Raw genomic sequence first — 25,928 nt, forward strand, 5'->3', positions numbered from 1 at the left:
GACGTGGTCGCACTCAGAGGCCTATGTCACCCTTTTGGACTAACGGCGGCCCAGGCTCGCCTCGGGTCCAGATCGAGCGGACGCGGGTCGGGGTCGGGGCGCAGCCGGCGCAGCAAAAGCTGCTGGACCAGCGCGGATCGGTGTTCGCCGCGCGCCACCTGAAGCCAGAAGAGGTGGTCTTCGAGGCCTTCGAGCAGCGGCTCCTCGGTCCAGCCGCCCAGCGTGTCGATCAGTGATCGCCGCACCAGGTAGCCGCTGCCGAGATAGGGGAGCGTGCGCAGGCGCCGTTCCTCCGGCGGCAACGCGCCGACCAGGCCGTCGACCGGATCGCCGACCGGTGCGTGCACGACGTCGACGCCGTCTGCCGCCGCGACGAACCGTTCCAGCAGATGCCTGGACGCGCGCATGCCGCCGTCGAGCACGAGCAGCATCGACGCCGACGAGCGCTCCAACAGAATGTTTCGCGTGAAACCACGGCCCAGTGGCCGCTCGTTCAGCAGCAGGTCATACGGCCGGGGTGCGGGCCAAGGGGAGACGCCGTCCTCGCCGACGAGGACCCGCCTCGGCAGCACGGTGCCGGTCAGCAGGTCCGTGACCAGGTCATCCGGGTCGACCTCACCGGGACGCCGCACGATCAGCACGTCGATATCGGCGTGCGCGGAGTCCGCGAACAGATGCGAACCCGAGGCCGGCACCCAGCGCCGCTCGGCGAGCCGTCGCGCGGCCGCCGCCCGCTGCGCGAGCTGACCGGCCTGCGCCGTCGCCCGCGCGGTGACCGGCGTGCCCATCGACCGGTCGCCCGCGAAGCGCGCGTCCCAGGACGGCGTGTCGATGGCCATCGCGTTCTCCGGCGAGCGCAGGCTCGCCGCGTGCGCCCGCGCCGCTTCCACGCTGACTGCCGGAGTGGTGCCGTTGACCAGCGAAGACGCCAATTCGATCAGCATGCGGGCCGAACCGGCGATGTCGAGTGTCTTCACGAACTCGTACGCGGCCATCCGCAGATGCCGCTCGCGCTCGGGCTCCGCGGCCATCGCCGCCGCGACCGCGCCGAGCGAGTCCGGCCTGGCGATCACCAGGTGCTCACCGGGGATCATCGGCTCGACGTCGATCGACGTCTCGGTGATGACCACACAGCCGTTCGACATCGCTTCGAGTGTGCGCACCCATTCGAGGGTCTGCTTCTGCTCGCGGTGCAGGTTGAGGATGAACCGCGATGCGGCGAGATGTTCGAGTTTCGCCTTACCCGGCAGGAAGTCGACGCGCGCGGTCGCCATCATCTCGTGCGGCGGCGTCAGCAGCCGGGTACGCAGGCCCGCGAGGTCGCGGGCGTACGAGGCGAGCAGTTTCGACCGGCGCCGCTCGGCCGTGGCGAGGTAGGTGACGTCGATGTCGCGCGTGCTCTCGGGGTCGCCGCCCCAGAGATCCCACAGCGGGCTGTAGCCCAGCTGGAAGTGCTCGACCTTGATGCCGCGGCGGCTCAGCTCGGCCGTCGAGTCGTGGTTGATGTCGACGGCCCCGCCCAGGCCCTGCACCAGCGCGGCATTGCGCTCGAAGGTGTCCGTGCCGGGGTGCTCGACGCAGAAACCGATCGTGCGGCGGCACTGCTCGGCGCTGGGGAAATCCGCGTCCGGCGCGACCACGAAGTACTCGTGCGGGACGACGACGTAGACCGTGTCGGATTCGGCGTCGGGAAACCGGCCGACGGCCGTCCGCGCGCGCCCGCCCGCCGAACGCACCGCGTCCGCGACGACCTCGAGCAGCTCTTCCATGAACGCCGAGCCACCCTCGGCGGAGACGAAACAGAGATCAGCGCTCACGGCCGGTCCATCTTCTTGCGGACCGCACGCAGCGGCGCGGTGACGCGCCAGCTGACCGTGCGGTGCGTCGCGTCCAGCTCACGGGCCATTTCGGCGGCGCGGCGCTCGGCTTCGAACAGGCGCTGACGCTCGGGCGTCAGGTCACCGGTGACGTCGAAGCCCGTCGCCTCGGAGCCGCCTGCGGACAGCACGAGCTCGGCGTCCAGCAGCGCGAGGCGCATCTTGTCGCGCTCTTCGCGCGTCGCGGCCAGCTCAGCGCGCAGCGAAGCGCGCTCCTGGCGCAGCACGGCCAGGTCGGCTGCCAGCGCCTCGGCGCGGTCGGAGATCTCCTTGTGCTCGGCGCGGAGCTTGGTGATCTCTTCGTGCTCAGACATGGTGACCCCCGGCGAGTTCGGTCAGGATGTGGGAAAAGTCGCGGGCGTAACCGGACGGGTCGAGCCAGGGTTCGAGCTTCTCGTATGCGGCCTTCGCCATCTCGCGCCTGCGCGCGGGCGTCGCGTCGAGCGCGCGCAGCAGCGCCGCCGCGAGCGCGTCGACGTCGTTGGTCTCGAAGAGCCATCCGGTCTCGCCGTCGGTGATCATCTCGCGCGCCCCGAACACGTCGGTCGCGGCGACCGGCACCCCGCAGCACACGGCTTCGAGGATCGACCGCGGCAGCGACTCGATGTCCGAGCTGTTCACGAACAGGTCGGCGGCCTGGATCCAGCGCAGCGGGTCCGGGGTGACGGGGATCAGGTTGACCACGTCCTCCAGCCCGGCGCGCTCGACGGTGTCCTCCAGCGCGAGGCCGTACGGCGACGGGTGGTGCCCGACGATGTTCAGCTTGGCGTTCGGGTGGAGCTTGTGGATGCGCTGCATGGCGCTGATCAGCGGGCCGTTGCCCTTGCGGGACTCGACGATGCCCAGGTTGATCATGACGAAGTCGTCCGGCGAGAAGCCCAGCGTCTGCCGGGCCTGACGCCGCGTCTCACCCCGCGTGCGGCCCTTGAACTTGTGCATCGGCGTGCCGTAGCGGACGGTCTGGCACCGCTCCGGCTTGCTGTAGGGCAGGAACATCTCGCGCGTGGCGTCCGCGACGAAGAGCAGCTTGTCGACCTCGCCGAGCGCGCTCACCCAGCGCTGCCAGACCGCGTGCGGCGGCTTCGCCGGTCCCCAGTTCTGGTACGCGAACGTCGGCAGCTCGAAGCTCTCGTGGATCACCCAGGCGGTCGGCAGACCGGCACGCTTGGCCGCATCCGCGCCGACGAACCCGCCGAGCGTGTTGACCAGCGCGACCCCGGCGCCGGAGCACTTCGCGAACCGGGCCATCTCGGCGACGTGGCCTTCGTAACCCGGCACGGTCTGATAGCGGTAATGCGTGGTCACGTGCACGGGGATGCCCAGCTCGGCACAGTCCGCGCGCAGCGGGCCGTCGGTCTCGCTGACCAGGCTGATCTGCCAGTCGTGCTCCTTGACCATGCGGGTCAGCAGCTCCTGTAGCCACAGCTGACCGCCACCGACGCCGAGGCTGTGCGTGAACACCAGCAGATGCTTCGGGTCGGTCTGGACCTGCACGCGCGCCATCGCCTTGGCGGTGTCACCGGCCAGCTCGTCGGCGAGTTCGGCGTCGTCGAGGTCGGCTTCGGGATTGCGCAGCAAGAACGGCCGCTTGGCCGAAACCCACTCGCCGACACCGTCGGTCCGATAGCGGACGCGTATCGAGAGGTTCCGCTCCTCGCCTGGCTCGATGTCGATCGGCACCCAGGCTTCGAAACCGCTGACCCCGGCGTCGTCGAAGGCAGGGAACTCTTTGGCGACGTCCTCACGCGGCAGCCGCGTGCGCGCGCGGATGGTCCGGCCGCCCTCGACCATGACCTCGACCAGGCTTGGCGCGCGGCCATCGAGCAGTGCCCAGCCGGTCACGTAGACGACCCGGCCCTCGGACACTTTCGTCGTCTTCGGCGCTTCGAGCTCGCCGAGCCACAATGGCTCTTCACCAGGCAGAACGCCGACGAAGAACGGGCATTCGGTCAGCGTCTCGCCGGTCGGGCCCTCGACGACGACCTTCTGCGCGCCGGACGGCACCCAGCTGCTCGGCACCGCGCGGAACCCGAGCGCGCCGGCAGGCGCGCCGGGGCACGGCTCGGGGTGCAGGTTCGCCTCGACCTCGCCGAATTTCACGGTGACGTCGTCGACCCTGCTGACCCCACTCGTCCAGCCGCGTAGCTCGAAGAGATGGCCGACCGGCCGGTCCGGCGGCAGGATGCCGGCGGTGTAGAGGGTCATCATCTTCCTAGCTTGTCAGGTCCACGTGCTGGTCGAGTGCGTTTTCAGGAAGCGGGGAACGGCGTGAGCGTCTTCTTGACCGCTCGCTGGTAGCTGCCGCTCAGCGCCTTCTCGTCCTCGATCTTGTCGGTGGGGAACTGCTGGTCGATGCTGACCCGGATGACGTTGTCGCCAGAGACCCAGGTGCCGCGGTAGATACCGGAAGTGTCGCCGGTCTTCTTGTGCAGCGAGACCGACTCCGGCATCTCCGGCAGCGGCTCGGAGATCAGCGTGAAGCCGTTGTTCGCCTGGTACGCGCGCAGCTGCTTGAGCAGCTCGGTCGCACCGGCGGCGCTGCCGACCGGGATGACCATGACCGAGATCTTCGCCGGCTGCGGGCCGAACTCGTCCGGCTGCTTCTGCGAGCCCTTCCAGGCGACCTCTTTGACGCCCGCGGCGGTGAGAATGTCGACCTCGCCCTGCTCCAGCACGCTCGTGCCGACGAGCTGGCCGACGCCGAGCACGTTGTTCTTCGGATCAGGCTCGCCGCTCGGGTTCGGGATCTTCTCGAGCAGGAGCTCCATCGGCGACTTCGGCTTGGGCGCGGGCGAAGGCTGCGAAGTCGGGGCCGGAGCCGCGGTGCTCTCCTGCGTGTCGGTGGTCCCGCCCGGCTTGAACAGGAAGTAACCGCCGATGCCGAGACCGGCGAGCACGAGCAGCGCGACCACGACCATCACGGCGATCTTGCCGCCCTTGCCACGGCCGGTGCGGTCCTCGAAGACCTCGGGGCCCTGCTTCACCCATTCGGAGCTGCCTGCGGGCGCGATCGGCGGGAAGTCGGAGCCGCCCCACGGCGGCGCGACGTCCTGGTCGGGCGCGTTCCAGGCAGGCTGCTGCTGGTACTGCTGCGGCTGCTGGAAACCGCCTGCGGGGGAGTGCGGCTGCTGGAACCCACCGGCGGGCGAGTTCGGCACGACCTGGGTGCGATTCGGGTCGGCGTGTTGCTGCTGCCAGGAGTTCACGACCTGCGTGCGCTCCGGCGCGACATCCGCGCTCGACACGATCTGCGTCGACTCCGCGTTCGGCTGCGGCGGGTTGACCGGCGCGATGATCTGCGTCGAGTCGGCAGAGGGCTGCGGCGGGTTCTGCTGGTTCTGCTGAGGGGCCTGCGGCTGCTGATACTGCTGCTGCGCGGGCTGCTGCGGCGCCTGCGCCTGCTGCTGGCCGGAGTCGCCGTACGCGACGGCTGACGACAGCACCTGGTCACGGCGGACGCGGTAGTCGTCGGCGGAGAGGCGGCCCGATGCGAGCTCCTCGTCCAGATTGCGCAGTTCCTCCTGCCAGGACAAGGCAAGCCCCCTTATCTTTTAGTGCCCAGACGGCGCACTCCCGGCCGTCGTGATACCACTTAGTACGGTGACGTGAGCATTGTGCACGTCGACGCCGTGGCGCGCAGGCGCGGGTCCAATCGTGACCTGCTACTTCCCCGGCAGTGTTTTCTGGATCTCCGCGACCGTCTTGGCCAGCCGCTGGTTGAGCGCGGCGGCGTTCCCGTTCAGGTCCTGCGAAACCCACGTCGTCACCGCGAGAGCGCCGGAAACGTACCCGGTCCCGCTCATCTGGCCGTTGGCGTTCTTGCCGGTCAGCGCGGACAAAGCGCCGACCTTCTGCTCCTTGAGCCCGCTGCTGAGCGAGTTGTCGTGCAGGTATTTGAGTATCGCGGCGGCGTCGGCCGGGTTCTTCGCCGGAATGACCAGTATCAAGTACCCGTTCGAGCCATCGGCCGAGCCACGGAAGACCACATCGGTCACCCCTTTGGTCTCGAAGAACTCGGCGGCTTCCTTCGAGTAATGCCCGAGCTCGGCGCCCTTCGCGACGGACATGATCGAGTTGTCCTTGTCGGGCGTGCCTGGCAGTACGGGCAGCTTGTCCTCGAGCGTCGGCTCCTTGACGGTGTTGCCCGGGGCGCTGCTCGTCGGCACCGCGGGCACCGGACTGGGCACGGGCGGCGCGGCCGTGTCCTCGGTCTTGCCACTGTCGAACCACCACACCCCGCCCACGATCAAGGCGAGCACCAGCAGCACCCCGACCGCGAGAAAAGCCCACACCGGCTTACGCCTGTTCCTGGGCGGCGCGGGCCGGAACCCCTCATCAACGGGAGGCGGCGGCGGAGCCGCGTGCCGAGGCGCCGCGAGCGGCGGAATCGGCTGCACGGCGGCATGCACGATGGTCGGCTGGTCGAACGGGTTCGGATACGCGATCGCCTCGGTCTGCCGCTGATCGGCCGGGCTGGGCGCGGTCGTCCGCCGCCCATTGGTCAGCGCCTCGTGCAACGGCGCCTCACGCTTCGGCGGCGCGGTCCTGGGAGCGTCAAGCCCCGGATTGGCGCTCTGCCACCCCTGCTGCCGCCCACCGGCAGGCCGCCGCAACGGCGAAGCGACCGGCGAAGCCGTCCCCCCACCGGACGCACCCGCCAGCAGCTCATCACGGAGCTTCCGGTGCTGATCATGACTGAGCTTGCCGGCAGCCAGTTCGGCATCCAGCCGTCGCAGCTCTTCCTGCCAGCTCATGGGAACCCCCTGCCCTCGTGGGGCCACAGTGTTACACGGCGCTTCAGGCACGCGAAGCGGTCGGTTCCGCGGCGTGCGCCAGCAGTATGTCGTGCCTTGGCCCCGGGCGACACGGTCCTTTTCCCGCCAGGCGCAGCTCGCGGAGGCGGCGCGGATGACCCAGCCGGCGATCGCCCGGTTCGAAGCGGGTGGCACGGTGCCGACGATCCCGGTCCTCGAGCGGCTCGCCAATGCCTTGGGTGCTGAGCTGACCGTGCGGTTGTCGCCGCGATCATCGGCGGCGTGACCCGAGGTCAGTCCGTGGCCTTCGGATGCGCCGTACTGGCCAGAACCAACCACACGATGCGCCGTTCGTGATCAGGGCAGTACCAGATCCGCCCGCCGGCGGTCACTTCGTACTGCCACTGTTCGAACATCTTGCCGCCGATTTCCGAGGTGGCGAACCGAGGTCGTCGCTGAGTGGCTCGGAAAGCCGCTGCGCGAGCTTCGGATCGGCATGGATCGCGGCGGTGCTGCGCCACTCCCTGACCGTCTGCTCCAGCACTGACCATTCCCCCAACTCCGCGGACGCTTGAAAGGCCCTGGCGAAGTCGGACACGAACTGCGTGCGCTCCTCTTCGGGGAGCACGTCGACCCAGGGAAACTCGTCGAGCAACGCCTTCGCCGCGATACCGGCAGGCAGGTGAGCCAGCACGTTCCGGAGCGCCCGCGCTGCGGAAACAGCGCCCGCTGCCGCCAAACTTGCCCGGTCTTCCCTGGTGAGCAGCAGCGCGGCACCATCGCGGCGCCGAACCCGCACGTCGCCGTTGTCGGCGAGCGCGGCGACGCTCTTCGGGTCGCGCTGGAGCTCGCTCCACTGCACTTCGGTAGTCACCTCTCAATTCTGAACTTTTTCAGAAGTCTCCGCATGACTAGCTGACCCACCGCTGACCAGAGTCGGCTTCGAGACGAGCGGGTGGCCGGAAACGGACGGTTCAACAGACCTTCGTACGTAGCCCGGCGATGATCGTCGCTGCCACGCTCTGCTTATGAGAGTTCTCGCTACGTTGACAGCAGGCCTGTTGATGGTTCTCACCGTCCAAGGCACCGCCACCGCAGCCCAGAGCACTGAGCAGCCCGCGCTTTCCGCGGCCGAGAAGAACGTCAAGCTACGTAACACGTTGCCCGGCACCGAGCGGGCGATCTCGATCGCGTTCGCCGAGTACGGGCGTAAGGACGTCGCGTTCGTGAGCGGCGAATTCGGCTTGAAGACCTTTGATGTGAGTGATGTCGAGCATCCGAAGTTCCTCGATCACCTGACCAAGCAGGAGATGGCGCTGCCGGGTGACGACCCGAGCCAGCGCTTCTGGGAGAACGAGGATGTCAACGTCGACCCGAAGCGCAAGCTGGTCTTCCTCGCCCGCGAGGTCAACTCGTTCGGGCGGAAGCTGCCGGGTGACCGGCCGACGGGGAACTACCTCGTGTCGGCCGTGGACCCGGCGAACCTGGAGCTGCTGAGCTTCCATCGCCAGAACACCGGGCACACGACCACGTGTATCAACGACTGCCAGTACCTGTGGACGGCCGGGCTGGACCGGTCGGACGCGAAGACCGGGCGGATCTTCGTCACCGATATCCGCGATCCGCGCAACCCCAAGGAGTTGCCGGTCTCCGTCGATGTCCGTGGCACTCCCGGCCAGGGCAAGATCACGCACGATGTGCAGGTCGACGCGCTGGGCATCGCCTGGGTCGCGGGTGACGACGGCACTCGCGGCTACTGGACCGACGGCTGGCACAAGGACCCGCTGACCGGCAAGGTGCGCTGGGCGACCGCGGCCGACCCGGTCCCGTACGCGGGCGGCGCCGTGCCGAAGATCGACATGCCGACCTCGTTCACGCACAACTCGTTCCGCCCGGTCGGCCGGACGCTGGCCGACGGTCCGAAGCCGTCGGCGGCCAACCCGCCCGGCAGCCTGCTGCTGCACACCGAAGAGGCGTTCGGCTCGTCGACGTGCAAGGACCAGGGCCGGTTCGTGATCTCGTCGCTCAAGGGCACCGAGCACGGCGAAGGCTGGGGCAGCAAGCCCGCCGAGATGAAGACCGTCGGCGTGTGGAGCCCGGACGACCAGGAAGGCACCATCCCCGGCGACGTCACCTGCTCCGCGCACTACTTCGACGTGCAGAAGCGGATCGTCGCCTACTCCTGGTACGAGCAGGGCACCCGGTTCCTCGACATTTCGAACCCTGCCAAGCCGATTCAGATCGCCTACTGGCGACCGGAAGCCGCCGTCTCGTGGGCGCCCTACTGGCACAAGAACAACGTCTTCATCGCCGACCTCCAGCGCGGCGTGGAGATCGTTTCGCTCACGAAGGGCGCTTATGACGCGCAGGACAGCGGAACCAACGTCCAGCTCGTCTCGACGCCCGGCAAGGCGAAGCCCGGAAAGCCCGCGCGGCAACGCCTGCCGCTCGTGCCCGACCCGGACTTCGGCTGGGCCTGCCCGATGCTCGCCCACCGCGAAGGCGGCTGCTCGCCAGGCGCCTGCTGCTGACCGCTGGGGAGCCCTCGTTTCGATGAGGGCTCCCTCTCGTCGGTACGGTCAACGTCGTGAGTCAGAGTGCGGCGCACGCAGACGCCTTCTTCCGCGACATCGCGCGTACCGGCGTCGTCTGGCAGGTCCGAGACGACCAGGGTTCGCCGTCGCCGGTGAACGACAGCGGTCTTCGCGTCCTGCCGTACTGGTCCACCCAGGCGCGAGCGGCACGGGCCGCGAAGGTGTGGGGCGGCGGACTCAAGCCAGCGTCGCTCCCGCTGGCTCATTGGGTCGAGCGTGAACTCGCGGGCATCGAGAAGGACGGCTTGCTCGTCGGCCTCAATTGGTCGGGCCCGGCCATGACCGGCTTCGCGTTGACCGCGGGCGAAGTGCTCGCGCGGCTGTCCGGCTGACCGTTTTACAAATGGATACGGGTATTGACAGAGGATCACTCGATCGTGTGGGTCTGTACTCGCGAAGGCATCGACCGACCGTCCGATATCTACTGATCGGATTCGTCGAACAGGTCTGAATCGGCCCGTTGACCAGCGGTTTCCGTTCCATTCGACACTGCCGGAAATGTGCTCGGGTCGCTGAATCGCCGAGGATTTCGGCTGCTTAGCCTTACGGCCTCGAAAGGGGCTGGCATGAGACTCGTCGCGGGTAGGTACGCGGTGCTCGGCGAGCTCGGCCGTGGCGGCATGGGCGTCGTCTGGCGGGCCGAGGACCGGGTGCTGGGGCGGCAGGTCGCGCTCAAAGAGCTGCAGACGCCGCCGGGCACGACGCCCGCGCAGATCGAGCGGGTGATGCGCGAGGCGCGCACGGCCGGGCGGTTGAACGACCCCGCCGTCGTGACCGTCTACGACGTGGTCGCCGAGCCAAAGGCGACCTACATCGTGATGGAGCTGGTCAGCGCACCCACCCTCGATGACCTGCTCGAACGCGGTGGCGCGTTGCCGGGCAGCCGGGTCAGCGAACTCGGGCTCAGGATTCTCGGCGCGCTCGAGACGGCGCACGCGGCGGGGATCGTGCATCGGGACGTCAAGCCCAGCAACATCATGGTGCTGCCGGGTGACCGCGTGAAGCTCGCCGATTTCGGGATCGCCCGCGCGATGGACGATCCGGGGCTGACGCAGTCCGGCGGCGTGATGGGCTCGCCCGGTTACATGGCGCCCGAGTTGTTCGCGGGCGCCAGGCCGACGCCCGCTTCGGATCTCTGGTCGCTCGGGGCCACGCTCTATCACGCGGCCGAGGGGCGCGCGCCGTTCGAACGTGAGACGACCGCGGCTGTCCTGCACGCGATCATGTACGAGACGCCGGTGCTGGAGCACACGACCGGCGCGCTCGCGGCGGTCATCCGCGGCCTGCTCGCGCAGGCGCCGGAAGAACGCATCGACGCGCGGCGGGTGCGGGATTTGCTCACCGGGAAGGCGGTGATTCCCGTCGAGCCGCCGACCGTCTACATCGAACCGGTCAAGGCCGCGGAAGCCAAGCCACGACGGCGGTTCGCGCTCGCCGGTATCGCGGTCGCGGTGGTCGCCGCGTTGGCGGCGATCTACTTACTGAGGCCTGACAACGAAAAGCAAGCCATCGCGGCACCGGAGCCGACCACGGAAGCCGTCACCACGCAGACCACGGTGCCCAGCAAGGCGAAAGCCAACGCGTCGTCGACGGAAGCCGCCGAGTCCACTGAGGACAGTGCGCCGCCCTCCGGCGCCGCCGGGCCGGCAGGCGAGAATCCGTCAGAGGCACCCAGTCCGTCGGCGTCCAGTGCCGCGCAACCGGAGCGGAAGCTGGTGCCGCTGACGCGCTACCGCGCCGAGCGCGGGCATTCGACCGCCAGCCGCAAGGTGCAGGCGCCGAAGGGATTTTCCGCGGACGGCGCACTCGGCGCCGTGGTCGCCAAGGCCGAGCCCGGCACCGCGAAGCTCTTCGCCTGCAAGGCGAACAATGACGACGATTGGTTCACCGCGATCGGCGGCTGTGCGGGCCAGGAGACGCTCGGGCAGCTCGGGTTCATCTTCACCGCGCCGCCCGCGACGGGCACCGCGCAGCCGCTCTACCGGTGCAACGCGGGCAACGACCATTTCGACTCGCTGAGCGCGGGCTGCGAGGGGAAAGCGCAGGAGACGATGCTCGGATACGTGCTCATTTCGGCGTAGGTCCATCCGGGTACTTGCGCTCGTCGCTAACGTGTGCGGGATGAGTTATGACCTCAACTTCGTTCGCAGAGAGCCGGGCCAGTCCTGGGATGAGGCCTTCGAGGAGATGGCGGAGAACGCCGCCTCTGGCCCGCTCTCGGCGAAATGTGCCGCACAGTGGGACCGCATCTTCGCGGAGGCGACCACGCTGCTGGGCACTCTCAAGCAGTCCGACGACGGCGATTCCCGCGAGCTCACCCACGAGCCGACCGGCATCCAGCTGACCTTCTCCGATGGCGACGTGACCATCACCGTTCCCCATTGGCACCAGGGTTCCGCCGCCACCAAGACGAAGGTCGACGTCTACGCGCTGGCCGACATCGTCGAGCGGGAAACCGGCCTGGAGGGCTACGACCCCCAGCTGGACCAGCCACTTTCGGAATTGCGCGCCGTTTCCGCCGGGTAACCGAGTGTGACGGTGGCACCGACCACAAAGATCAGTTTCGCAGCCTTTACAGTGACTGTACGCAGACGCGTAAACGGGCCGTTTCGTGTTCCGCGAAGCTCTCACCCGTCTATCCGGCCGAGTATCAGAGGTCGCTCGTGAATCCAGCCTGGGAACAAGTATCGAGGGTCGTCGACGAACCCGCGTGGTACTGGGTGTACGACAAACTCCGCTTCTGGCCGAGTACTTTTCCGCACGCCTGGCCGGGTTTCGCCGAGCCATCACCTTCGGTCACGTGGGACCTTTCGGCGAGTGACGCCGACCGCGGGTCGGCGGAGTTCCGCCTCGGGCCGAACTCGATCGAGGCCGACGAAGTCAACCGGATCGCACTGCACGCGCTGCGCGACTGCGTGAAGCTCGACGAGTGGGTGTGGGTGCTGCACTGGCAGCACCAGTCGTACAAGTTCTATCCGCACCGGATGGGCGAAGGCCAGCAGTGGCCGGTCTCGGTGTTCCCGCAGGGTGACTATCACCTGTTCCTCGCGTCGGACTACCGGTTCGGCACGCTCGGGCATCCGTGGGAACGTTCGCTGTGCGTCTACGGCAAGGATTTGACGACCGCGTTCGAGCGGCACGGCAAGGAGAAGTTCACCAAGGAGCTGCGCCGCGACGGGACCGCTCTCGATAGTGAATCCACCGCACGCCTAGGCTCTTGACGTGTACGAATACCACGGCTGGGTGACACTGCAAGCGACCTCGTCGGGCGACGACGACCCTTCGCTGCTCGAGCGCATCGTCGAACGCGTGCACCGCGCGGTGCGTGACTTCGGCGAGCTGGACGTCGTCGATCTGCAGTGGATCAACGGAGTCCCGCAGCTGCACCTCGGCGGGCTGGCCAAGCACGGCGCGACGTTCGGGCCGGATCTGCTCGACCTGTACACCAGGGTCGGCGAGCTCGCCCCTGGTTCCTACGGGCTGCTGCACGTCTGGGACGACCAGGACGAGGACCACGACAACGACTTCCGCGTGCACCGCATGGCGCGCGGCCAGGTCACCGAACTCGCCGACCAGCACCTCTCACCGGTCGCGCCGACGGTCATCGACGGGTATCCCGAATTCGACTCGTGACCGGCTTTTGAGTAGCCGTACTCAAGACACCGCGGTCGCCGTGGCCGAACTTTGAGCACATGACCAAAACCGTGCCTTCGAGTTCGCCCACGACGACCGCGTTCTACGCACAGGCGGCACTTTCGTTCGGTCTCGCGCTGGTCGCGGTGACCGCGGGCATCATCTATCTACCCGTCAGCGGCTGGGTGCGTGCCTTCCTCGCGGTCGGCATGCTCTACCTGGTGACGTCGGCGTTCACGCTGGCGAAGGTGATCAGGGATCGCCAGGAGGACACCTCCGTCACCAGGCGCATCGACCAGGCCAGACTCGACAAGCTGCTCGCCGAGCATGATCCGTTCAAGGAAACCGTCTAGCGGCGCGGCACGTGCGGCCGCCGTCCCGGCTCCTGCCACGGCGGCTGCTGGTCCGTGCCGGGGAAGACCGGCGCGGGCAGATTCGCCGCTTCGTACTTGGACAACGTGAGCGGACCGCTCGTGTCCGGCAGCGTCGGCGGCTGCGCCTTGTGGTCGTCGAAACGGAACGCCGACGTCAGATCGCCGAACGTCCGGCGACGCCACGCGCTGATGTTCGGCTCCGCCACCCCGGTGACCTTCTCCAGGAACTGCAGCACCGACGTGTGGTCGAAGTTCTGCGAGCACACCCAGCCGCCCGCGGTCCACGGCGAGACGATGATCGCGGGCACCCGGTACCCGGCGCCGACCGGCAGCCCGTTGCCTTTGGTGCCGCCGGGTGAGGTCTTGGTGACGAACTCGCCTGGCGTGCCCGCCGGCGGAGTCGGCGGGACGACGTGGTCGAACAGCCCGTCGTTCTCGTCGTAGTTGAGGATGAACGCGGTCTTCGCCCAGAGATCCGGGTTGGCCGCGATGGCGTCGATCTTGCTTGCGACGAACGCGGCGCCCTCGGCTGGTGTGTAGTTCGGGTGCTCCGACGCCGTCGACGTGCAGATGATCCATGAGACCTTCGGCAGCTTGCCGTTGCGCGCGTCGTACTCGAACTGGCCTTCCGGGCGGTGCGTGAGGCCGTTGACCGCGAGCGGCGAGCCGGCGGGCGCCTGGCGGAAGGCGGCGAACTGCTCGAGCATGTTGCAGCCGTAGGTGTCGGCCTGCTCGTAGACCTTCCAGCTGACGCCTGCCTCTTGCAGCCGCTCGGCGTAGGTCTTCCAGGTGTAGCCGCCGGCGGGCGCCTTGTTGTCGAGGATCGGCCCGCCGTTCTCGCCGTCAGGGTCGACGGTGCCGGTCATCCACATCATCCGGTTCGGCCAGGTCGGGCCGAAGACCGAGCAGTGGTAGGCGTCGCAGATCGTGAACGCCTCCGCGAGCGCGAACTGGAACGGCAGGTCGGCGCGCTTGTGGTACCCCATCACGTACGGGCCGTTCTTGCCGTCGGCCTTGCGGTGGGCAGGCAGCCAGTTGTCCATCTTGCCGCCGTTCCAGGCGTCGTGCTGGACCTGCCAGGCGTGCGAAGTCGATGGGATCTTCTGCGCGTTGGTGGCGTGGGTGTCGAGGTGGAACGGCAACGCGTAGCCCGCCGGGTTCTGCGCGTCCGGCTGGTAGAAGACGGAGCGGCCGTTCGGGAGTTTCGCGGCGTTGGGGTCGGCGAAGCCGCGGACCCCGGAGAGCGTGCCGAAGTAATGGTCGAATGATCGGTTCTCTTGCATCAACAGCACGACGTGCTCGATGTCGCGCAGTGAGCCGCGGCGCGGCGGGCCTTCGGCGAGCGCGCGCTGGACGTTCGGCGGGAGGAGGGTGGCGGCGGCAGCGGTGGCGGCGCCGGCGGCGGAACCGAGCAGGCGCCGACGGGTCAGTTCGGTCATGCCTGTCACTGTTCGGCGGGCGGGCGTTGGTTGCCAGGTAACGAACAGCGAACTTTGGACGACTAATTCTGCCGAACCGGACAGACCACGCCAACGGCCTAGGCATACGTGCGTCTGGGTGGCGGTACCAGGTCAATGGTGACCGTCAGCGATCTTGACAGTGTTTTGGAGCAAGCCGATCTGTGACCGATGTGGTCTAGACATTGCTCCAAATGGCCGTACGATGGCCAGAGGAAGAAGAGAGAGCGGATGACGGGATTCGAACCCGCGACCCTCACCTTGGCAAGGTGATGCGCTACCAGCTGCGCTACATCCGCATGCACCCCGTGTGGGCGGTGCGGGAGCTACTCTATACCGGAGGCTGTTGCCGCTTTTACCCACCCCTGGAAACGCTCTGTGGTGTTACACCTGGCGTACAAGAGGTGACGATTGCGGGTTCGCTCCGTATGGTGTCCCCATTCGACCGAATGGTTTGTCCTTCGGGGAGGAGGTGCCTGGCCGGATGACCGAGCAGGGCACTGTGCCGCAGATGGCGGCCTCGGGATCCGACGAGCAGGCACTCCTGCAGCGGCTCCGTGACGGTGAGGACGCTGCCTTCGGGGAGCTGTTCGAGCTGCACGCCGCCGCGGTCAGACGTCTTGCCCGCAGCCTCGCCACGGACCAGTCCGAGGCCGAGGACATCACCGCTGAGACCTTCTTCCGTGTGCTCCAGGCGCTGCGCAGAGGCGCCGGACCACGCGACTACATCCGCGCCTACCTACTGACCGTCGCCCGCCGCGTCTCCTGGGAATGGCACGGCGCGCGCCGTGACGTCCCCGTCAGCGACGACGAGCTGACCTTCCGGGCGGGCGCCGGCGCGGACACCAACGCCCGCACGGCCGAGCACTCGCTGATCACCCGCGCCTTCACGAGCCTGCCGGAGCGCTGGCGGACCGTGCTGTGGCAGACCGAGGTCGAGGGCGAGCAGCCCGCGATGGTGGCGCCGCACTTCGGGCTCAGCGCCAACGCCACGGCCGCGCTCGCCAGGCGAGCCAGGCAAGGACTTCGCGCCGCGTATCTGCAGGCGCATCTCTCGGTCGGGCGCAGCTCCGACGGCTGCCGCGCGGTGGTCGAGAAGCTCGGCGGGTTCACCGCCGGCAGTGTCACCGGCGCCGAAGCCCAGCGGATCAGGGCGCACCTGGTCGGCTGCTCGTCGTGCCGGAACACCCAGGACGAACTGCGTGACGTCTGCTCCTCGCTGCGTGCGAACGCGGGCGCGGTGCTGCTGCTGGTGCCCGCCGCGGCGTTCACCGCCGGCAAGGCGAGTGGCGGCGCGCTGGCCGCGGTCAAGAGCCTGCTGGTCGGTTCCAAGGTCAAGGTCGGCATGGCGCTCGCGTCCACCGCGGCGGCCGGTGCGTTCGGCATCGCCGTCGGGCCGGCCGTGTTCGATCCGGACCAGACCCAGACCATCGGGCTGGAAGGCCGTGGCGGTGCCGGGCCCGAGCTGGGCGTCGTCAAACCGGCCGTCCAGGTGCCGGACGTGCCCAAGGTCGCGCCGGTCAGCGATCACCTGAGCGTGCACGGTCCGAACGCCGCCGGTGGTGACCCCGTTGAACCGATGCTCGGCGGGGACGTGCCTGCCGACGTGCCCGAAATCCCTGCCGGTGGTCAGCCAGGCGCACAGATTCCCGCTGGTCAGGCGTCCGCGCCAGCGAAAGGCACCGTGACGGACCCGAGGGTCGACACCGGCACCCACGCGCCGGTCGCCGGCGGCACCACGGCGTCGGACACCTCGCCGATGCGCTCGGACACGACCACGACCCCGAGTGACAAGACGGCCGTGTCGCCGACGACCACGTCCACGCCGACCACCACGACGAAGTCGTACAGCAAGACGTGGTCCACGTCTTCGCTGCCGACCACCTGGCGGTCTTCGCGGGTGATCGGCGACGACGAACCGGTGGCCGAGGACGAAGCGCCCGTCGCGGATCAGCCATCCGAGTAGCTCATGCTGGGGGTCTTTGCCTGCATCTGGCACTCGCGCGCCCGGTCATGATCACGGTACGGTTGAGCGTGCTCACCCGGAGCGAGCGTTGTGCGGGAGGACGTGGATGAACCGGCTGGTTCAGGGCGAAGACGGCCGGGACTGGGTGGTCAGGGCCCAGCTCGAGTGGCGGCCACCGGCCACGGCCGATGATTTCGAACACGACGTCGCGGGCAGCTACGGCCCGGGTGTCGCGATGATCTTCGTGACCGTGCTGCTGGCCGTGGTGCTGGTGGTCTGGACTCCGGTCGGGGTCAAGATCCCCGCATGGGTGATCCTGACGCTGGTGCTGGTGATCCTGTTCTTCCCGCTGCGCTGGATCCTGCGCAGGCCGTGGACCGTGGTCGCCGAAACCGAGGGCGACATGGCAGGCGATCACCCGTCGGAGCGCTGGGTCGGCACCATCCGCGGCATGTTCACCGTGCGCGGCGAGGTCACCAAGATCGCGAAGACCATCCGCAAGCACTCGCTGCCTGACTTCGACGGGCCGTTGCATCCGGTCGAGTAGCGAACGAGACTGGGCGTATGCCGGAGCTGCCGGAAGTCGAAGCACTCGCCCATCACCTGCGTGAACACGCCGTCGGCAGGTCCGTGAGCCGGATCGACGTGGCCTCGTTGAGCGTCCTGAAGACGTTCAACCCGTCCCCGATGGACCTGCATGGCCGCGAGGTCACCGACGCGACGCGGCATGGCAAGCACCTCGACCTGGTACTGGGCGATCTGCACCTGATCACGCACCTGGCGCGCGCCGGCTGGCTGCGCTGGTCGGATTCGCTGGCCCCCGCGCCGCTGAAACCGGGCAAGGGCCCGATCTCGTTGCGGGTGCATCTGGGCGGCCCGGGTTTCGACCTCACCGAGGCAGGCACCAAGAAGGGCTTGGCGGTCTGGATCGTCCGCGACCCCTCGGAAGTGCCGAGCATCGAGCGGCTCGGACCGGACGCGCTGTCACTCGACCGGGCAAAACTCGGCGAGCTGTTCGCGGGCCGGACCGAACGCCTGAAGACCGCGCTGACCGACCAGCGCGTGATCGCCGGCATCGGCAACGCCTACTCCGACGAGATCATGCACATGGCCAAGCTTTCGCCCTACGCGACGCCGGGCAAGCTGCCCGACGAGGCGCTCGACCGTCTCGCCGACGCGATCCACGAAATCCTGACCAGCGCGGTCACCCGCTCGGTCGGCCAGTCCGCGGCGCGGTTGAAGGGCGAGAAGCGCTCCGGGTTGCGAGTGCACGCCCGCACCGGCCTCCCCTGCCCGGTCTGCGGCGACACGGTCCGCGAGATCTCCTTCGCCGACAAGTCCTTCCAGTACTGCCCGACCTGCCAAACCGGCGGCAAGCCCTTGGCCGACCGCCGCATGTCCCGCCTCCTCAAGTAACCCAGCCAAAAAAATCCCAATGTGGCTTTCGTCAGCTCAGAGCTGACGAAAGCCACATTGGCGTGCTGAAACCTGACGAATGCCGCATTGGGATTTTTTTCCCAGGGTCAGGTGCGGAGGGCGGCCGCACGAGGTGCCGGATCTCGGTTCCGACCCGATCGTTACCTAGCGCTGAGGCCGGTGGAACGGTTACCCCCAGCAACGGGGCAACGGTCGCCGTGGGCAATCATCTGCTCAAAGTCATGTTCAGGGCCTTGCCGACGGATACGGGGTGTGACCACCAAGGGAGCCCCCAGGTCATGGGTAGGGTTGACCCCACCGTCAGTTTCCGAAGCGGCACAGAAAGTAGGAGAGTAGACCTTGCACCCGGTTGGCCGAGCGCAGAGCATTGACGCCGTGTCCGGGTTGCCGATCGCGCAGATCATCCCTTGGGGTGTCGCGCTACTGCTCGCTGTGCTGGTCGTGGTGCTGCTGATCAAGTCGCGGCGGCCGGGCAACGTGGTCGACGACGCGGTGCTCGAGGCCGTGCACGGCCTCTCGAAGGCGACCCCGGATCTCCGCGAGGGGCTCGACGAGGAAGCCGCGGACAAGATCACCACGCAGCTGCTCGAAATGCTCAAGTGCGTCGCCGTCGGCATCACCGACAGCGAGGGCACGCTGCTCTCGTGGGACGGCGAGGCCAACGATCACTACGTCGACCTGGTCGACGCCATCGGCAACGCGATCCGCAAGCATCGCCGCGAGGTCGTGCAGCACGACCGGATGCCGTGCAATCACCGCGGCACCTGCAAGATGCGCACCGCGGTCATCGTGCCGCTGATCGTCGAGGGTGAGACCGAGGCCGCGCTGATCGTGGTCGGCCGGACCAGGGGCCGCCTGATCCAGATGGCCGACGCGGTCGCGCACTTCGTGTGCACGCAGTTCGAGCTGGCGCGGCTGGAGGAGTCCAAGCACCAGCTGCAGCAGGCCGAGATCAAGGCGTTGCGCGCGCAGATCTCGCCGCACTTCGTCTACAACGCGCTCAACACCATCTCCTCGCTGATCCGCACGGACCCCGAAGAGGCGCGCGAGCTACTGCAGGACTTCGCCGACTTCACCCGCTACTCGTTCAGGACCTCGGGCATGTTCACTTCGCTCGCCGAAGAGCTGCGCAACATCGACCGGTACCTGACCATCGAGAACGCCCGCTTCGGCGGACGGCTGACCGTGCGTCTCAAGATCGCGCCGGAGGTGCTCAGCGTGGTCGTGCCGTTCCTGATCATCCAGCCGCTGGTGGAGAACGCCGTCAAGCACGGACTCGCGAGCAAGCCAGGCGGCGGCACGGTCACCGTCATCGCGCAGGACTACGGCGCCGAGGCGCTGATCAGCGTCGAGGACGACGGCATCGGCATGGACCCCTCACGCCTCGCCGAGCTGCGCAGTTCGCACCGCACCGGTGCGCACGTCGGGCTCGGCAACATCAACCAGCGCATGCAGCAGGTGTTCGGCAGTGACTACGCGCTGATGGTCGAGACGGCGCCCGGCGCAGGCATGAAGGTCACCCTGCGGGTGCCCAAGTTCGTCCCCGGTGTGCGGCCCAACCTGCCCGACTACTCGGCAGAGGTGCCTGAGCAGGAAGCGCGTGACGCGGACGAATTCAGCGGCTCGCGAAGCGGCATGCTCGACGCCCCGTAGGGCGTGTCTCGTGGACCTTGTTCGATGAGAGTCGAGATCCAGGTGGTTCCTGGCGGTGCCGTGGGATCTCCCTCGTACCGGGTTGTACTCGGGTGATCCCGCGGTGCCGCCAGGGGCCGCCTGGGCTCGGCTATCGCGAACAAGGCCCACGAGACGCGCCCTGACTACGTACGCTGGCTCTATGAGCGTCACGGACAAAATCGCCTCCCGTATCCCGATGCTGGCCGACCGGGTCGAGCACAAAGACGTGGTGGCCGTGGTGAAGCTGCACGGCGTCATCACGCCGTCGCCGTCACCGCTGGCCAGGGGCGCGATCAACCTCGCCGCCGTGGAGTCGGCGCTGACCAGGGCGTTCGCGCACGACCGGCTGAAGGCGGTCGCGCTGCAGATCAACTCGCCAGGTGGCGCGCCGACCCAGTCCGGCCTGGTGGCCGAGCGCATCCGGCAGCTCGCCGACAAGAAGAACGTGCCGGTGCTGGCCTTCTGCGAGGACGTCGCCGCGTCCGGCGGGTACTGGCTGGCCTGCGCCGCCGACGAGATCTACGCGCACCGCACCTCGATGGTCGGCTCGATCGGCGTGATCAGCGGTGGTTTCGGCTTCACCGGGCTGCTCGAACGCTTCGGCATCGAGCGCCGCCTGCACACCGCGGGCGCCAACAAGTCGCGGCTCGATCCGTTCAGCCCGGAGAAGCCGGAGGACGTCGAGTGGCTGAAGAAGATGCACACCCAGCTCCATGAATTGTTCGTGGAATGGGTGAAGGAGCGCCGTGGCACGAAGCTCACGGACTCGGAAGATCTTTTCACCGGCGATGTCTGGCTCGGTCAGAAAGCGGTCGAACTCGGGTTGATCGACGGCCTCGGCAGCCTGCGCGAGGTGGTCGCCGAGCGCTACCCGGATGCGCACATTTCCGTTGCGGAGCCCAAAAAAGCGCTGCTCGCGAAGCTCGGCATCGGCGCGCCCGCCGCTGCGTCGGCGATCCTCGACGCTGTCACGACAAAGGCAGCCTGGTCCCGCTTCGGCCTCTGATATCCGGAAGCCATCAAGGCCACCTGTACGGCGCTGGATGCCGTGCGTGTGGCCTTCATTGCAATTCATGGACTTGAATTGGAACGGGCAAATCGGGCGTCTCACTATGTGATAGAGGTCACTGATTCACTCGAATGGCGGATAGGCCTTGGTCTAGACCTCGGGTTCTCATGGGCGCAGGCTTTGTTGTGACCGGCAACAAATCCTGAAGCATCGGCCGGTTCGGGTTGACGAGGAGGTCACCCATGCCCGTCAGTTTTGCCATCCGAAGGCGTCGAATGTGGACCGCGCTTGGCGCGGCCGCAGCAGCGACAGCGATCGCCGTCCCGCTCACCATCCACTCCGCGCAAGCCGCGGTCCCGCCCCCGGAAGCGGGTTGGACCACCGTGTTCGCGGACGACTTCACCGGCGGCGCGAACACCTTGCCGTCCAGCGCGAACTGGATCATCGACACCGGGCATTCCTACCCTGGCGGACCAGGGAACTGGGGCACTGGCGAGATCCAGAACTACACCAACAGCACCAGCAACCTTTCCCTCGATGGCGCGGGAAACCTGCGGATCACCCCGCTGCGCGACGGCGCGGGCAACTGGACCTCGGCGCGCATCGAGACGCAGCGGCTCAACTTCAAGCCGCCGGCAGGCGGCGTGATGCGGATGGAAAGCCGCATCCAGATGCCGAACGTCACCGGCGCCGCCGCGCTCGGCTACTGGCCGGCGTTCTGGGCGCTCGGCGGCCCGTACCGCGGCAACAACTGGAATTGGCCGTCCGTTGGCGAGTTCGACATCATGGAGAACGTCAACGGGATCAACTCGGTCTGGGGCGTGCTGCACTGCGGCGTGAACCCCGGCGGCCCGTGCAACGAGACCACCGGCATCGTGAACAACCGCGCCTGCCCCGGCGCGACCTGCCAAGCCGGGTTCCACACCTACCGGTTCGAGTGGGACGCGAGCGTCAGCCCACAGGTCTTCCGCTGGTTCGTGGACGGCCAGCAGTTCCATTCGGTCAGCCAGAACCAGGTCGACGCGGGCACCTGGAACGCGATGACCGGCCACGCCGGGTACTTCATCCTGCTCAACGTCGCGATCGGCGGTGCCTTCCCGAACAACAACTCCGGCACCACGACGCCGGGCCCCGGCATCGTCCCCGGCCACCCGATGGTCGTCGACTACGTGACCGTGACGACCAAGGGATCGGGCGGCACCACCAACCCGACAACGCCCACGACCCCGACCACGCCGACGACTCCGACCGGGCCTGGTGGTGGTGACGCCTACGGCACGATCCAGGCGGAGTCGTACACGCAGTCGGCGGGCGTCGCCAAGCAGACCACCACCGACACCGGCGGCGGCCAGAACATCGGCCCGCTCGGCAACGGCGACTGGGCGATGTACCCGAACGTCAACTTCGGCTCCAGCGCGGCGCATCAGTTCCAGGCGCGGGTCGCGTCCGGGGCGGGCGGCGGCGTGAGCGGTCTCGTCGAAGTCCGATTGGACAGTCCGGCCAGCGCACCCGTCGGCACTTTCGCCATCGCGAACACCGGCGGCTGGCAGAGCTGGCGTACTGTGCCCGCCAATGTCAGCGCGATCACCGGCACGCACAACGTGTACTTGACCTTCACGAGTGGGCAGCCCGCCGACTACGTGAGCGTCAACTGGTTCACTTTCGCGCACTAGCACGGAATCCGCTGAATTACTCGAGGTGTCGGTGTCCCCGGCGCGGGGGACACTGACACCGAGAGTTGAGTGGTGCGGTTTCGACTCCATCTCATCCGGGCGAGGGTGCCGGGCGGGCTGGACATCGTGACTCGCAATAGGCAGGATGCGAATCACTGTGAGTGCTCAAGATGACACCCGCCGGCTCGTCGTCCTCGCTGTTGACGACGAGCCCCACGGGCTGACCGCGCTAGTCCACTGCCTGACCAACAACCCGAACATCGGGAAGGTGTTCAGTGCGGTAGACGCCTCCGAGGCCCTGCGCCGCCTCATCGCTTCCGACGGCGACGAACTGCGTGCCCGTAAGGAAAGGGGACTGCCGCCGGTCGACGCGGTGTTCTCCGACATCCACATGCCCGGCCTGTCCGGGATGGAGATGTCACGGGTGTTCGCCGCGTTGCAGCCGCCGCCGGTGCTCGTGTTCGTGACAGGACACTCGGAAGAGGCGGTCAACGCCTTCGATCTCGGCGCGGTCGACTACGTCCTCAAGCCGTTCAACCAGGAACGCTTGGACAAGGCTGTCAAGCGGGTGCTGGAGAAGCTGAACACCCGGCCGATGCCACAGTCGGCAGGCGGCGGGCCGGAGCCGGTCAAGGACGACGGCGAGGTCATCCCCGTCGAACTCGCCGGCACCACCAAGCTCATCCCGCGCTCCTCGGTGCGCTGGGTCGAGGCGCAGGGTGACTACGCGCGGCTGTTCACCGCCGACGGCAGCCACCTGGTCCGCATCCCGCTCGCGCAGCTCGAAGAGCGCTGGGAGAAGGCGGGCTTCGTCCGCATCCACCGTTCCTTTCTGGTCGCCTTGCCACTGATCACCGAACTGCGGATGGCGCAGGGCGGCTACCAGGTGGTCATCGGCAACGAGGAGAAGGTGCTGCCGGTCAGCCGCCGCCACACCCGCGAGCTGAAGGACCGACTGGTCGGCTCCGGCCGAAACGGCTAGCGCCATGACCAGCGAGGACTTCTACCGGCGGGTGAACGGGGTCCGCGAACCGGACCCCACGCTCGGCAAGAAGGCGAACCTCCCGCCGGAACGCGCGGTCGTCGAGCCGGTGGCCGCACCGACCGAGCCGATGCCGCAGCCGGAGCTGCCGAAGATCAAGCGCACCAGGGTCATCCTCGCGGACCCTCGCCAGGCTGCTGGGACATTGCGCGCGCGGGTCGAGCTCGAAGAGCAGACCAGCTGGGGTGAGCTGCTGATCAAGGACCTGGTGAAGGCGCAGCTCAAGACCGGGATGCTGCTCTGGGGGCTGGTCATCGTGCTGCTGGGCTCGCTGCCTGCGCTCTTCTACTTCCTGCCGGCGTTCGGGCGGGTCACGATCATCGGGGTCCCGCTGCCGTGGCTGCTGCTCGGCGTGGCGCCGTTTCCGCTGCTCTTCGGCGTCGGCATCTGGTACAACCGGCTCGCCGAACGCCATGAGCGCGACTTCGTGGACATGATCGAGAACTGATTTGCCTGCCCTCATGCGAGGATTTCCCCGTGCAGCTGAACCCATGGGCGTTGACCGGCATCGTGCTGGTCGCCGTGGCGACCTTCTACCTCGGTCACCGCTCGTCCCGGTTCGCCGTCACCACCCATGACTTCCTGGTCGCGCGGCGTACGGTCCGGTCGCGGCGCAACGCGGCCGCGATCTCCGGCGAGTACCTGTCCGCCGCCTCGTTCCTCGGTGTCGCGGGCATCGTGCTCAAGGAAGGCGCGGACGCGCTGTGGTTCCCGATCGGGTTCACCGCGGGTTATCTGGCGCTGATGCTGTTCGTCGCCGCGCCGCTGCGGCGGTCCGGCGCGTACACGCTGCCCGACTTCGTCGAGGCGCGGCTCGGGTCGAAGTCACTGCGCAAGTTCTCCACCGCGTTCGTGGTGTTCATCGGGATCCTTTACATGGTCCCGCAGCTGCAGGGCGCCGGGCTGACGCTCGCGACCATCTTGCCGGTGCCGCCGTGGTTCGGCGCGGTGCTGGTGATGTTCCTGGTCGCGTTCAACGTGATCGCGGGCGGCATGCGGGCGATCACCGTCGTGCAGGCGTTTCAGTACTGGCTCAAGCTGTTCGCGATCGCGGCGCCGACGTTCGTGCTGTGCCTGGTGTTCGTGACCGGCGGCAGCCCCGGTGGCACGCGAGGCCTTGGCGACCCGGCGCCGCCGGTCTTCCTCAACGACACCAAGGTCACCGTGCAGGCCGACGTGTTCGTCAGCGTCACCACGCGGACCACGCTCGAAGCGCACGGGACGGTCGACCGAGGGCCTGCCGACGGCGAGGCGATCTGGGCGCCGGACATCAAGCACTCGGTGGCCGAGGGCACCCGGCTGGTGTTCAAGAAGGGCACGCCGGTCCCGGTGATCAGCGACGCGCCGACGACCAACGCGAACTGGCTGCGGCCGAGTTCGGGCAGTGGCACCGATCTGCTGCAGACGTATTCGCTGATCTTCGCGCTCTTCCTCGGCACCATGGGCCTGCCGCACGTGCTGGTCCGCTTCTACACGAACCCGGACGGCAAGGCCGCGCGCCGCACCACCGTGCACGTGTTGCTGTTGCTCGGACTGTTCTACCTGTTCCCGACGCTGCTGGGCGCGCTGTCGCGGATGTACGTGCCGGAACTGCTCGTCACCGGCAAGACCGACGCGGCCGTGCTGCGGCTGCCGTCGGCGATGCTGCCGGGACTGCCAGGCCAGATCCTCGGCGCGGTGACGGCGGCCGGCGCGTTCGCGGCCTTCCTGTCCAGCTCGTCGGGGCTGCTGGTGAGTGTCGCCGGGGTGGTTTCGACCGACGTGCTGCCCGGCCGGGTGCGTGACTTCCGGGTCGCGACCGGGATCGTGGCGATCGCGCCGATGGCGCTGGCCGTGCTGCTGCGGCCGGAGGACATCTCGCTGTCGGTGGGGATGTCGTTCGCGCTGGCCGCGTCCACGTTCTCGCCGCTGCTCGTGCTCGGTATCTGGTGGCGCAAGCTCAGCTGGCCGGGTGCGATGGCAGGCATGGTGGTCGGCGGCGGGATGGTGCTGGCCGCGCTGGGGGCGAACATCGTGAGCGGTTATACCGGCGGCTGGGCGCCGTGGTTCGTCGTCCAGCCCGCGTTGATCACGGTGCCCGCGGCCTTCTTCACGTGCTGGTTCGTCAGCAGGGCGACCAAATACGGCGTCCCTGACGACCTCAACAGTGTCATGTTGCGATTGCACGCGCCCGATCCGCTCGGTTTCATGCGCGACCGTGCGGTCGCACGTTTCGGCCAGGCGGAAGAGAAGCACGACAAGGTCGAGAAGGCCGAAAAGGCGGAGAAGGCGGAGAAGGCCAAGCCCGCGGCCCGTGGCAGGCACCGCAAGTAATCCCGTCAATCATCCGAGTGGTCAGAGCGTGACAGCCGGATTGCTATACGCAGGGTTACGTCGTTCACTCGATCGGATTATCAGCATTCTTGCTGACCAGGAGCATGATCTCCCTAGCGTGCCGC

The 25,928-nt window shown here is 67.9% G+C and carries 24 protein-coding genes and 1 tRNA gene; 17 read left to right on the top strand and 8 right to left on the bottom strand.

Annotated elements, in window-relative coordinates:
* Nucleotides 1-26: 26 nt before the first annotated feature.
* From ACFV15_RS04630 to ACFV15_RS04650, 5 genes are all read right to left on the bottom strand, one after another.
* A complete protein-coding gene (locus tag ACFV15_RS04630) occupies nucleotides 27-1,817 on the bottom strand; it encodes a glycosyltransferase (RefSeq protein ID WP_378348751.1) in 1,791 nt (596 codons plus the stop codon).
* Complete coding sequence (locus ACFV15_RS04635) at nucleotides 1,814-2,191, bottom strand: hypothetical protein (RefSeq protein WP_378348752.1); 378 nt, start codon at nucleotides 2,189-2,191, stop codon at nucleotides 1,814-1,816. Before ACFV15_RS04635 ends, ACFV15_RS04630 begins: the two co-directional genes overlap by 4 nt.
* Complete coding sequence (locus tag ACFV15_RS04640; RefSeq protein ID WP_378348753.1) at nucleotides 2,184-4,085, bottom strand: glycosyltransferase; 1,902 nt, start codon at nucleotides 4,083-4,085, stop codon at nucleotides 2,184-2,186. Before ACFV15_RS04640 ends, ACFV15_RS04635 begins: the two co-directional genes overlap by 8 nt.
* A 41-nt stretch (nucleotides 4,086-4,126) precedes the next feature.
* Nucleotides 4,127-5,410, bottom strand: a complete 1,284-nt coding sequence (locus tag ACFV15_RS04645; RefSeq protein WP_378348754.1) for a flagellar basal body-associated protein FliL — start codon at nucleotides 5,408-5,410, stop codon at nucleotides 4,127-4,129.
* A gap of 129 nt (nucleotides 5,411-5,539) precedes the next feature.
* A complete protein-coding gene (locus ACFV15_RS04650) occupies nucleotides 5,540-6,631 on the bottom strand; it encodes a hypothetical protein (protein ID WP_378348755.1) in 1,092 nt (363 codons plus the stop codon).
* Nucleotides 6,632-6,722: 91 nt separating this feature from the next.
* Here ACFV15_RS04650 and ACFV15_RS04655 point away from each other — a divergent pair, with 91 nt between their 5' ends.
* Entirely contained in the window at nucleotides 6,723-6,917 is a 195-nt protein-coding gene (locus tag ACFV15_RS04655; protein WP_378348756.1) for a helix-turn-helix domain-containing protein, read from the top strand.
* A gap of 102 nt (nucleotides 6,918-7,019) precedes the next feature.
* Here the strand turns inward: ACFV15_RS04655 and ACFV15_RS04660 are convergent, their stop codons facing one another.
* The gene (locus ACFV15_RS04660; protein ID WP_378348757.1) at nucleotides 7,020-7,505 is read right to left on the bottom strand and encodes a DUF6247 family protein; all 486 of its coding nucleotides are present in this window, start codon (nucleotides 7,503-7,505) and stop codon (nucleotides 7,020-7,022) included.
* 154 nt (nucleotides 7,506-7,659) lie between these two features.
* On the opposite strand from ACFV15_RS04660, the gene ACFV15_RS04665 reads away from it, so the two are divergent.
* From ACFV15_RS04665 to ACFV15_RS04695, 7 genes are all read left to right on the top strand, one after another.
* Nucleotides 7,660-9,162, top strand: a complete 1,503-nt coding sequence (locus ACFV15_RS04665) for an LVIVD repeat-containing protein (RefSeq protein WP_378348758.1) — start codon at nucleotides 7,660-7,662, stop codon at nucleotides 9,160-9,162.
* Between the two features lie 56 nt (nucleotides 9,163-9,218).
* Nucleotides 9,219-9,557: a DUF2750 domain-containing protein gene (locus ACFV15_RS04670; RefSeq protein ID WP_378348759.1), complete on the top strand. Its 339-nt coding sequence runs from the start codon at nucleotides 9,219-9,221 to the stop codon at nucleotides 9,555-9,557.
* Between the two features lie 234 nt (nucleotides 9,558-9,791).
* Nucleotides 9,792-11,306, top strand: coding sequence for a serine/threonine-protein kinase (locus ACFV15_RS04675; RefSeq protein WP_378348760.1), 1,515 nt, complete (start codon nucleotides 9,792-9,794; stop codon nucleotides 11,304-11,306).
* 40 nt (nucleotides 11,307-11,346) lie between these two features.
* On the top strand, nucleotides 11,347-11,751 hold the full coding sequence (locus tag ACFV15_RS04680) for a hypothetical protein (protein ID WP_378348761.1): 405 nt from the start codon (nucleotides 11,347-11,349) through the stop codon (nucleotides 11,749-11,751).
* Nucleotides 11,752-11,888: 137 nt separating this feature from the next.
* On the top strand, nucleotides 11,889-12,446 hold the full coding sequence (locus tag ACFV15_RS04685; protein ID WP_378348762.1) for a DUF2716 domain-containing protein: 558 nt from the start codon (nucleotides 11,889-11,891) through the stop codon (nucleotides 12,444-12,446).
* A gap of 1 nt (nucleotide 12,447) precedes the next feature.
* Complete coding sequence (locus ACFV15_RS04690; RefSeq protein ID WP_378348763.1) at nucleotides 12,448-12,858, top strand: Imm7 family immunity protein; 411 nt, start codon at nucleotides 12,448-12,450, stop codon at nucleotides 12,856-12,858.
* A gap of 59 nt (nucleotides 12,859-12,917) precedes the next feature.
* Nucleotides 12,918-13,211 carry a YiaA/YiaB family inner membrane protein gene (locus ACFV15_RS04695; protein WP_378348764.1) on the top strand — a complete coding sequence of 98 codons (294 nt, stop codon included), beginning with the start codon at nucleotides 12,918-12,920 and terminating at the stop codon, nucleotides 13,209-13,211.
* Here the strand turns inward: ACFV15_RS04695 and ACFV15_RS04700 are convergent.
* Both ACFV15_RS04700 and ACFV15_RS04705 read right to left on the bottom strand, forming a co-directional pair.
* A complete protein-coding gene (locus tag ACFV15_RS04700; protein ID WP_378348765.1) occupies nucleotides 13,208-14,671 on the bottom strand; it encodes a phosphocholine-specific phospholipase C in 1,464 nt (487 codons plus the stop codon). The two genes, ACFV15_RS04695 and ACFV15_RS04700, sit on opposite strands and share 4 nt — an antisense overlap.
* Before the next feature lie 244 nt (nucleotides 14,672-14,915).
* Nucleotides 14,916-14,988: transfer RNA gene (locus tag ACFV15_RS04705), tRNA-Gly, on the bottom strand.
* A gap of 185 nt (nucleotides 14,989-15,173) precedes the next feature.
* Here ACFV15_RS04705 and ACFV15_RS04710 point away from each other — a divergent pair.
* The 9 genes from ACFV15_RS04710 (at nucleotide 15,174) to ACFV15_RS04750 (ending at nucleotide 25,803) form a co-directional block, all read left to right on the top strand.
* Entirely contained in the window at nucleotides 15,174-16,655 is a 1,482-nt protein-coding gene (locus ACFV15_RS04710) for a sigma-70 family RNA polymerase sigma factor (RefSeq protein ID WP_378348766.1), read from the top strand.
* A gap of 106 nt (nucleotides 16,656-16,761) precedes the next feature.
* Nucleotides 16,762-17,202: a DUF983 domain-containing protein gene (locus ACFV15_RS04715; RefSeq protein WP_091288969.1), complete on the top strand. Its 441-nt coding sequence runs from the start codon at nucleotides 16,762-16,764 to the stop codon at nucleotides 17,200-17,202.
* Between the two features lie 17 nt (nucleotides 17,203-17,219).
* A complete protein-coding gene (locus tag ACFV15_RS04720; RefSeq protein ID WP_378348767.1) occupies nucleotides 17,220-18,071 on the top strand; it encodes an Fpg/Nei family DNA glycosylase in 852 nt (283 codons plus the stop codon).
* Nucleotides 18,072-18,458: 387 nt separating this feature from the next.
* Nucleotides 18,459-19,745: a sensor histidine kinase gene (locus ACFV15_RS04725; protein ID WP_378348810.1), complete on the top strand. Its 1,287-nt coding sequence runs from the start codon at nucleotides 18,459-18,461 to the stop codon at nucleotides 19,743-19,745.
* 181 nt (nucleotides 19,746-19,926) lie between these two features.
* Nucleotides 19,927-20,772 (top strand): S49 family peptidase, encoded by an 846-nt coding sequence (locus ACFV15_RS04730; protein ID WP_378348768.1) that lies wholly within the window; start codon nucleotides 19,927-19,929, stop codon nucleotides 20,770-20,772.
* A gap of 245 nt (nucleotides 20,773-21,017) precedes the next feature.
* Entirely contained in the window at nucleotides 21,018-22,448 is a 1,431-nt protein-coding gene (locus tag ACFV15_RS04735; protein WP_378348769.1) for a glycoside hydrolase family 16 protein, read from the top strand.
* 145 nt (nucleotides 22,449-22,593) lie between these two features.
* Complete coding sequence (locus ACFV15_RS04740) at nucleotides 22,594-23,430, top strand: LytR/AlgR family response regulator transcription factor (RefSeq protein WP_378348770.1); 837 nt, start codon at nucleotides 22,594-22,596, stop codon at nucleotides 23,428-23,430.
* 4 nt (nucleotides 23,431-23,434) lie between these two features.
* Complete coding sequence (locus ACFV15_RS04745) at nucleotides 23,435-23,938, top strand: hypothetical protein (RefSeq protein WP_378348771.1); 504 nt, start codon at nucleotides 23,435-23,437, stop codon at nucleotides 23,936-23,938.
* Nucleotides 23,939-23,967: 29 nt separating this feature from the next.
* Nucleotides 23,968-25,803, top strand: a complete 1,836-nt coding sequence (locus ACFV15_RS04750) for a cation acetate symporter (RefSeq protein ID WP_378348772.1) — start codon at nucleotides 23,968-23,970, stop codon at nucleotides 25,801-25,803.
* Nucleotides 25,804-25,928: the final 125 nt, after the last annotated feature.

The organism is Amycolatopsis sp. NPDC059657, from assembly GCF_042734395.1.
In the GTDB taxonomy this organism is placed as follows: Bacteria; Actinomycetota; Actinomycetes; order Mycobacteriales; family Pseudonocardiaceae; genus Amycolatopsis.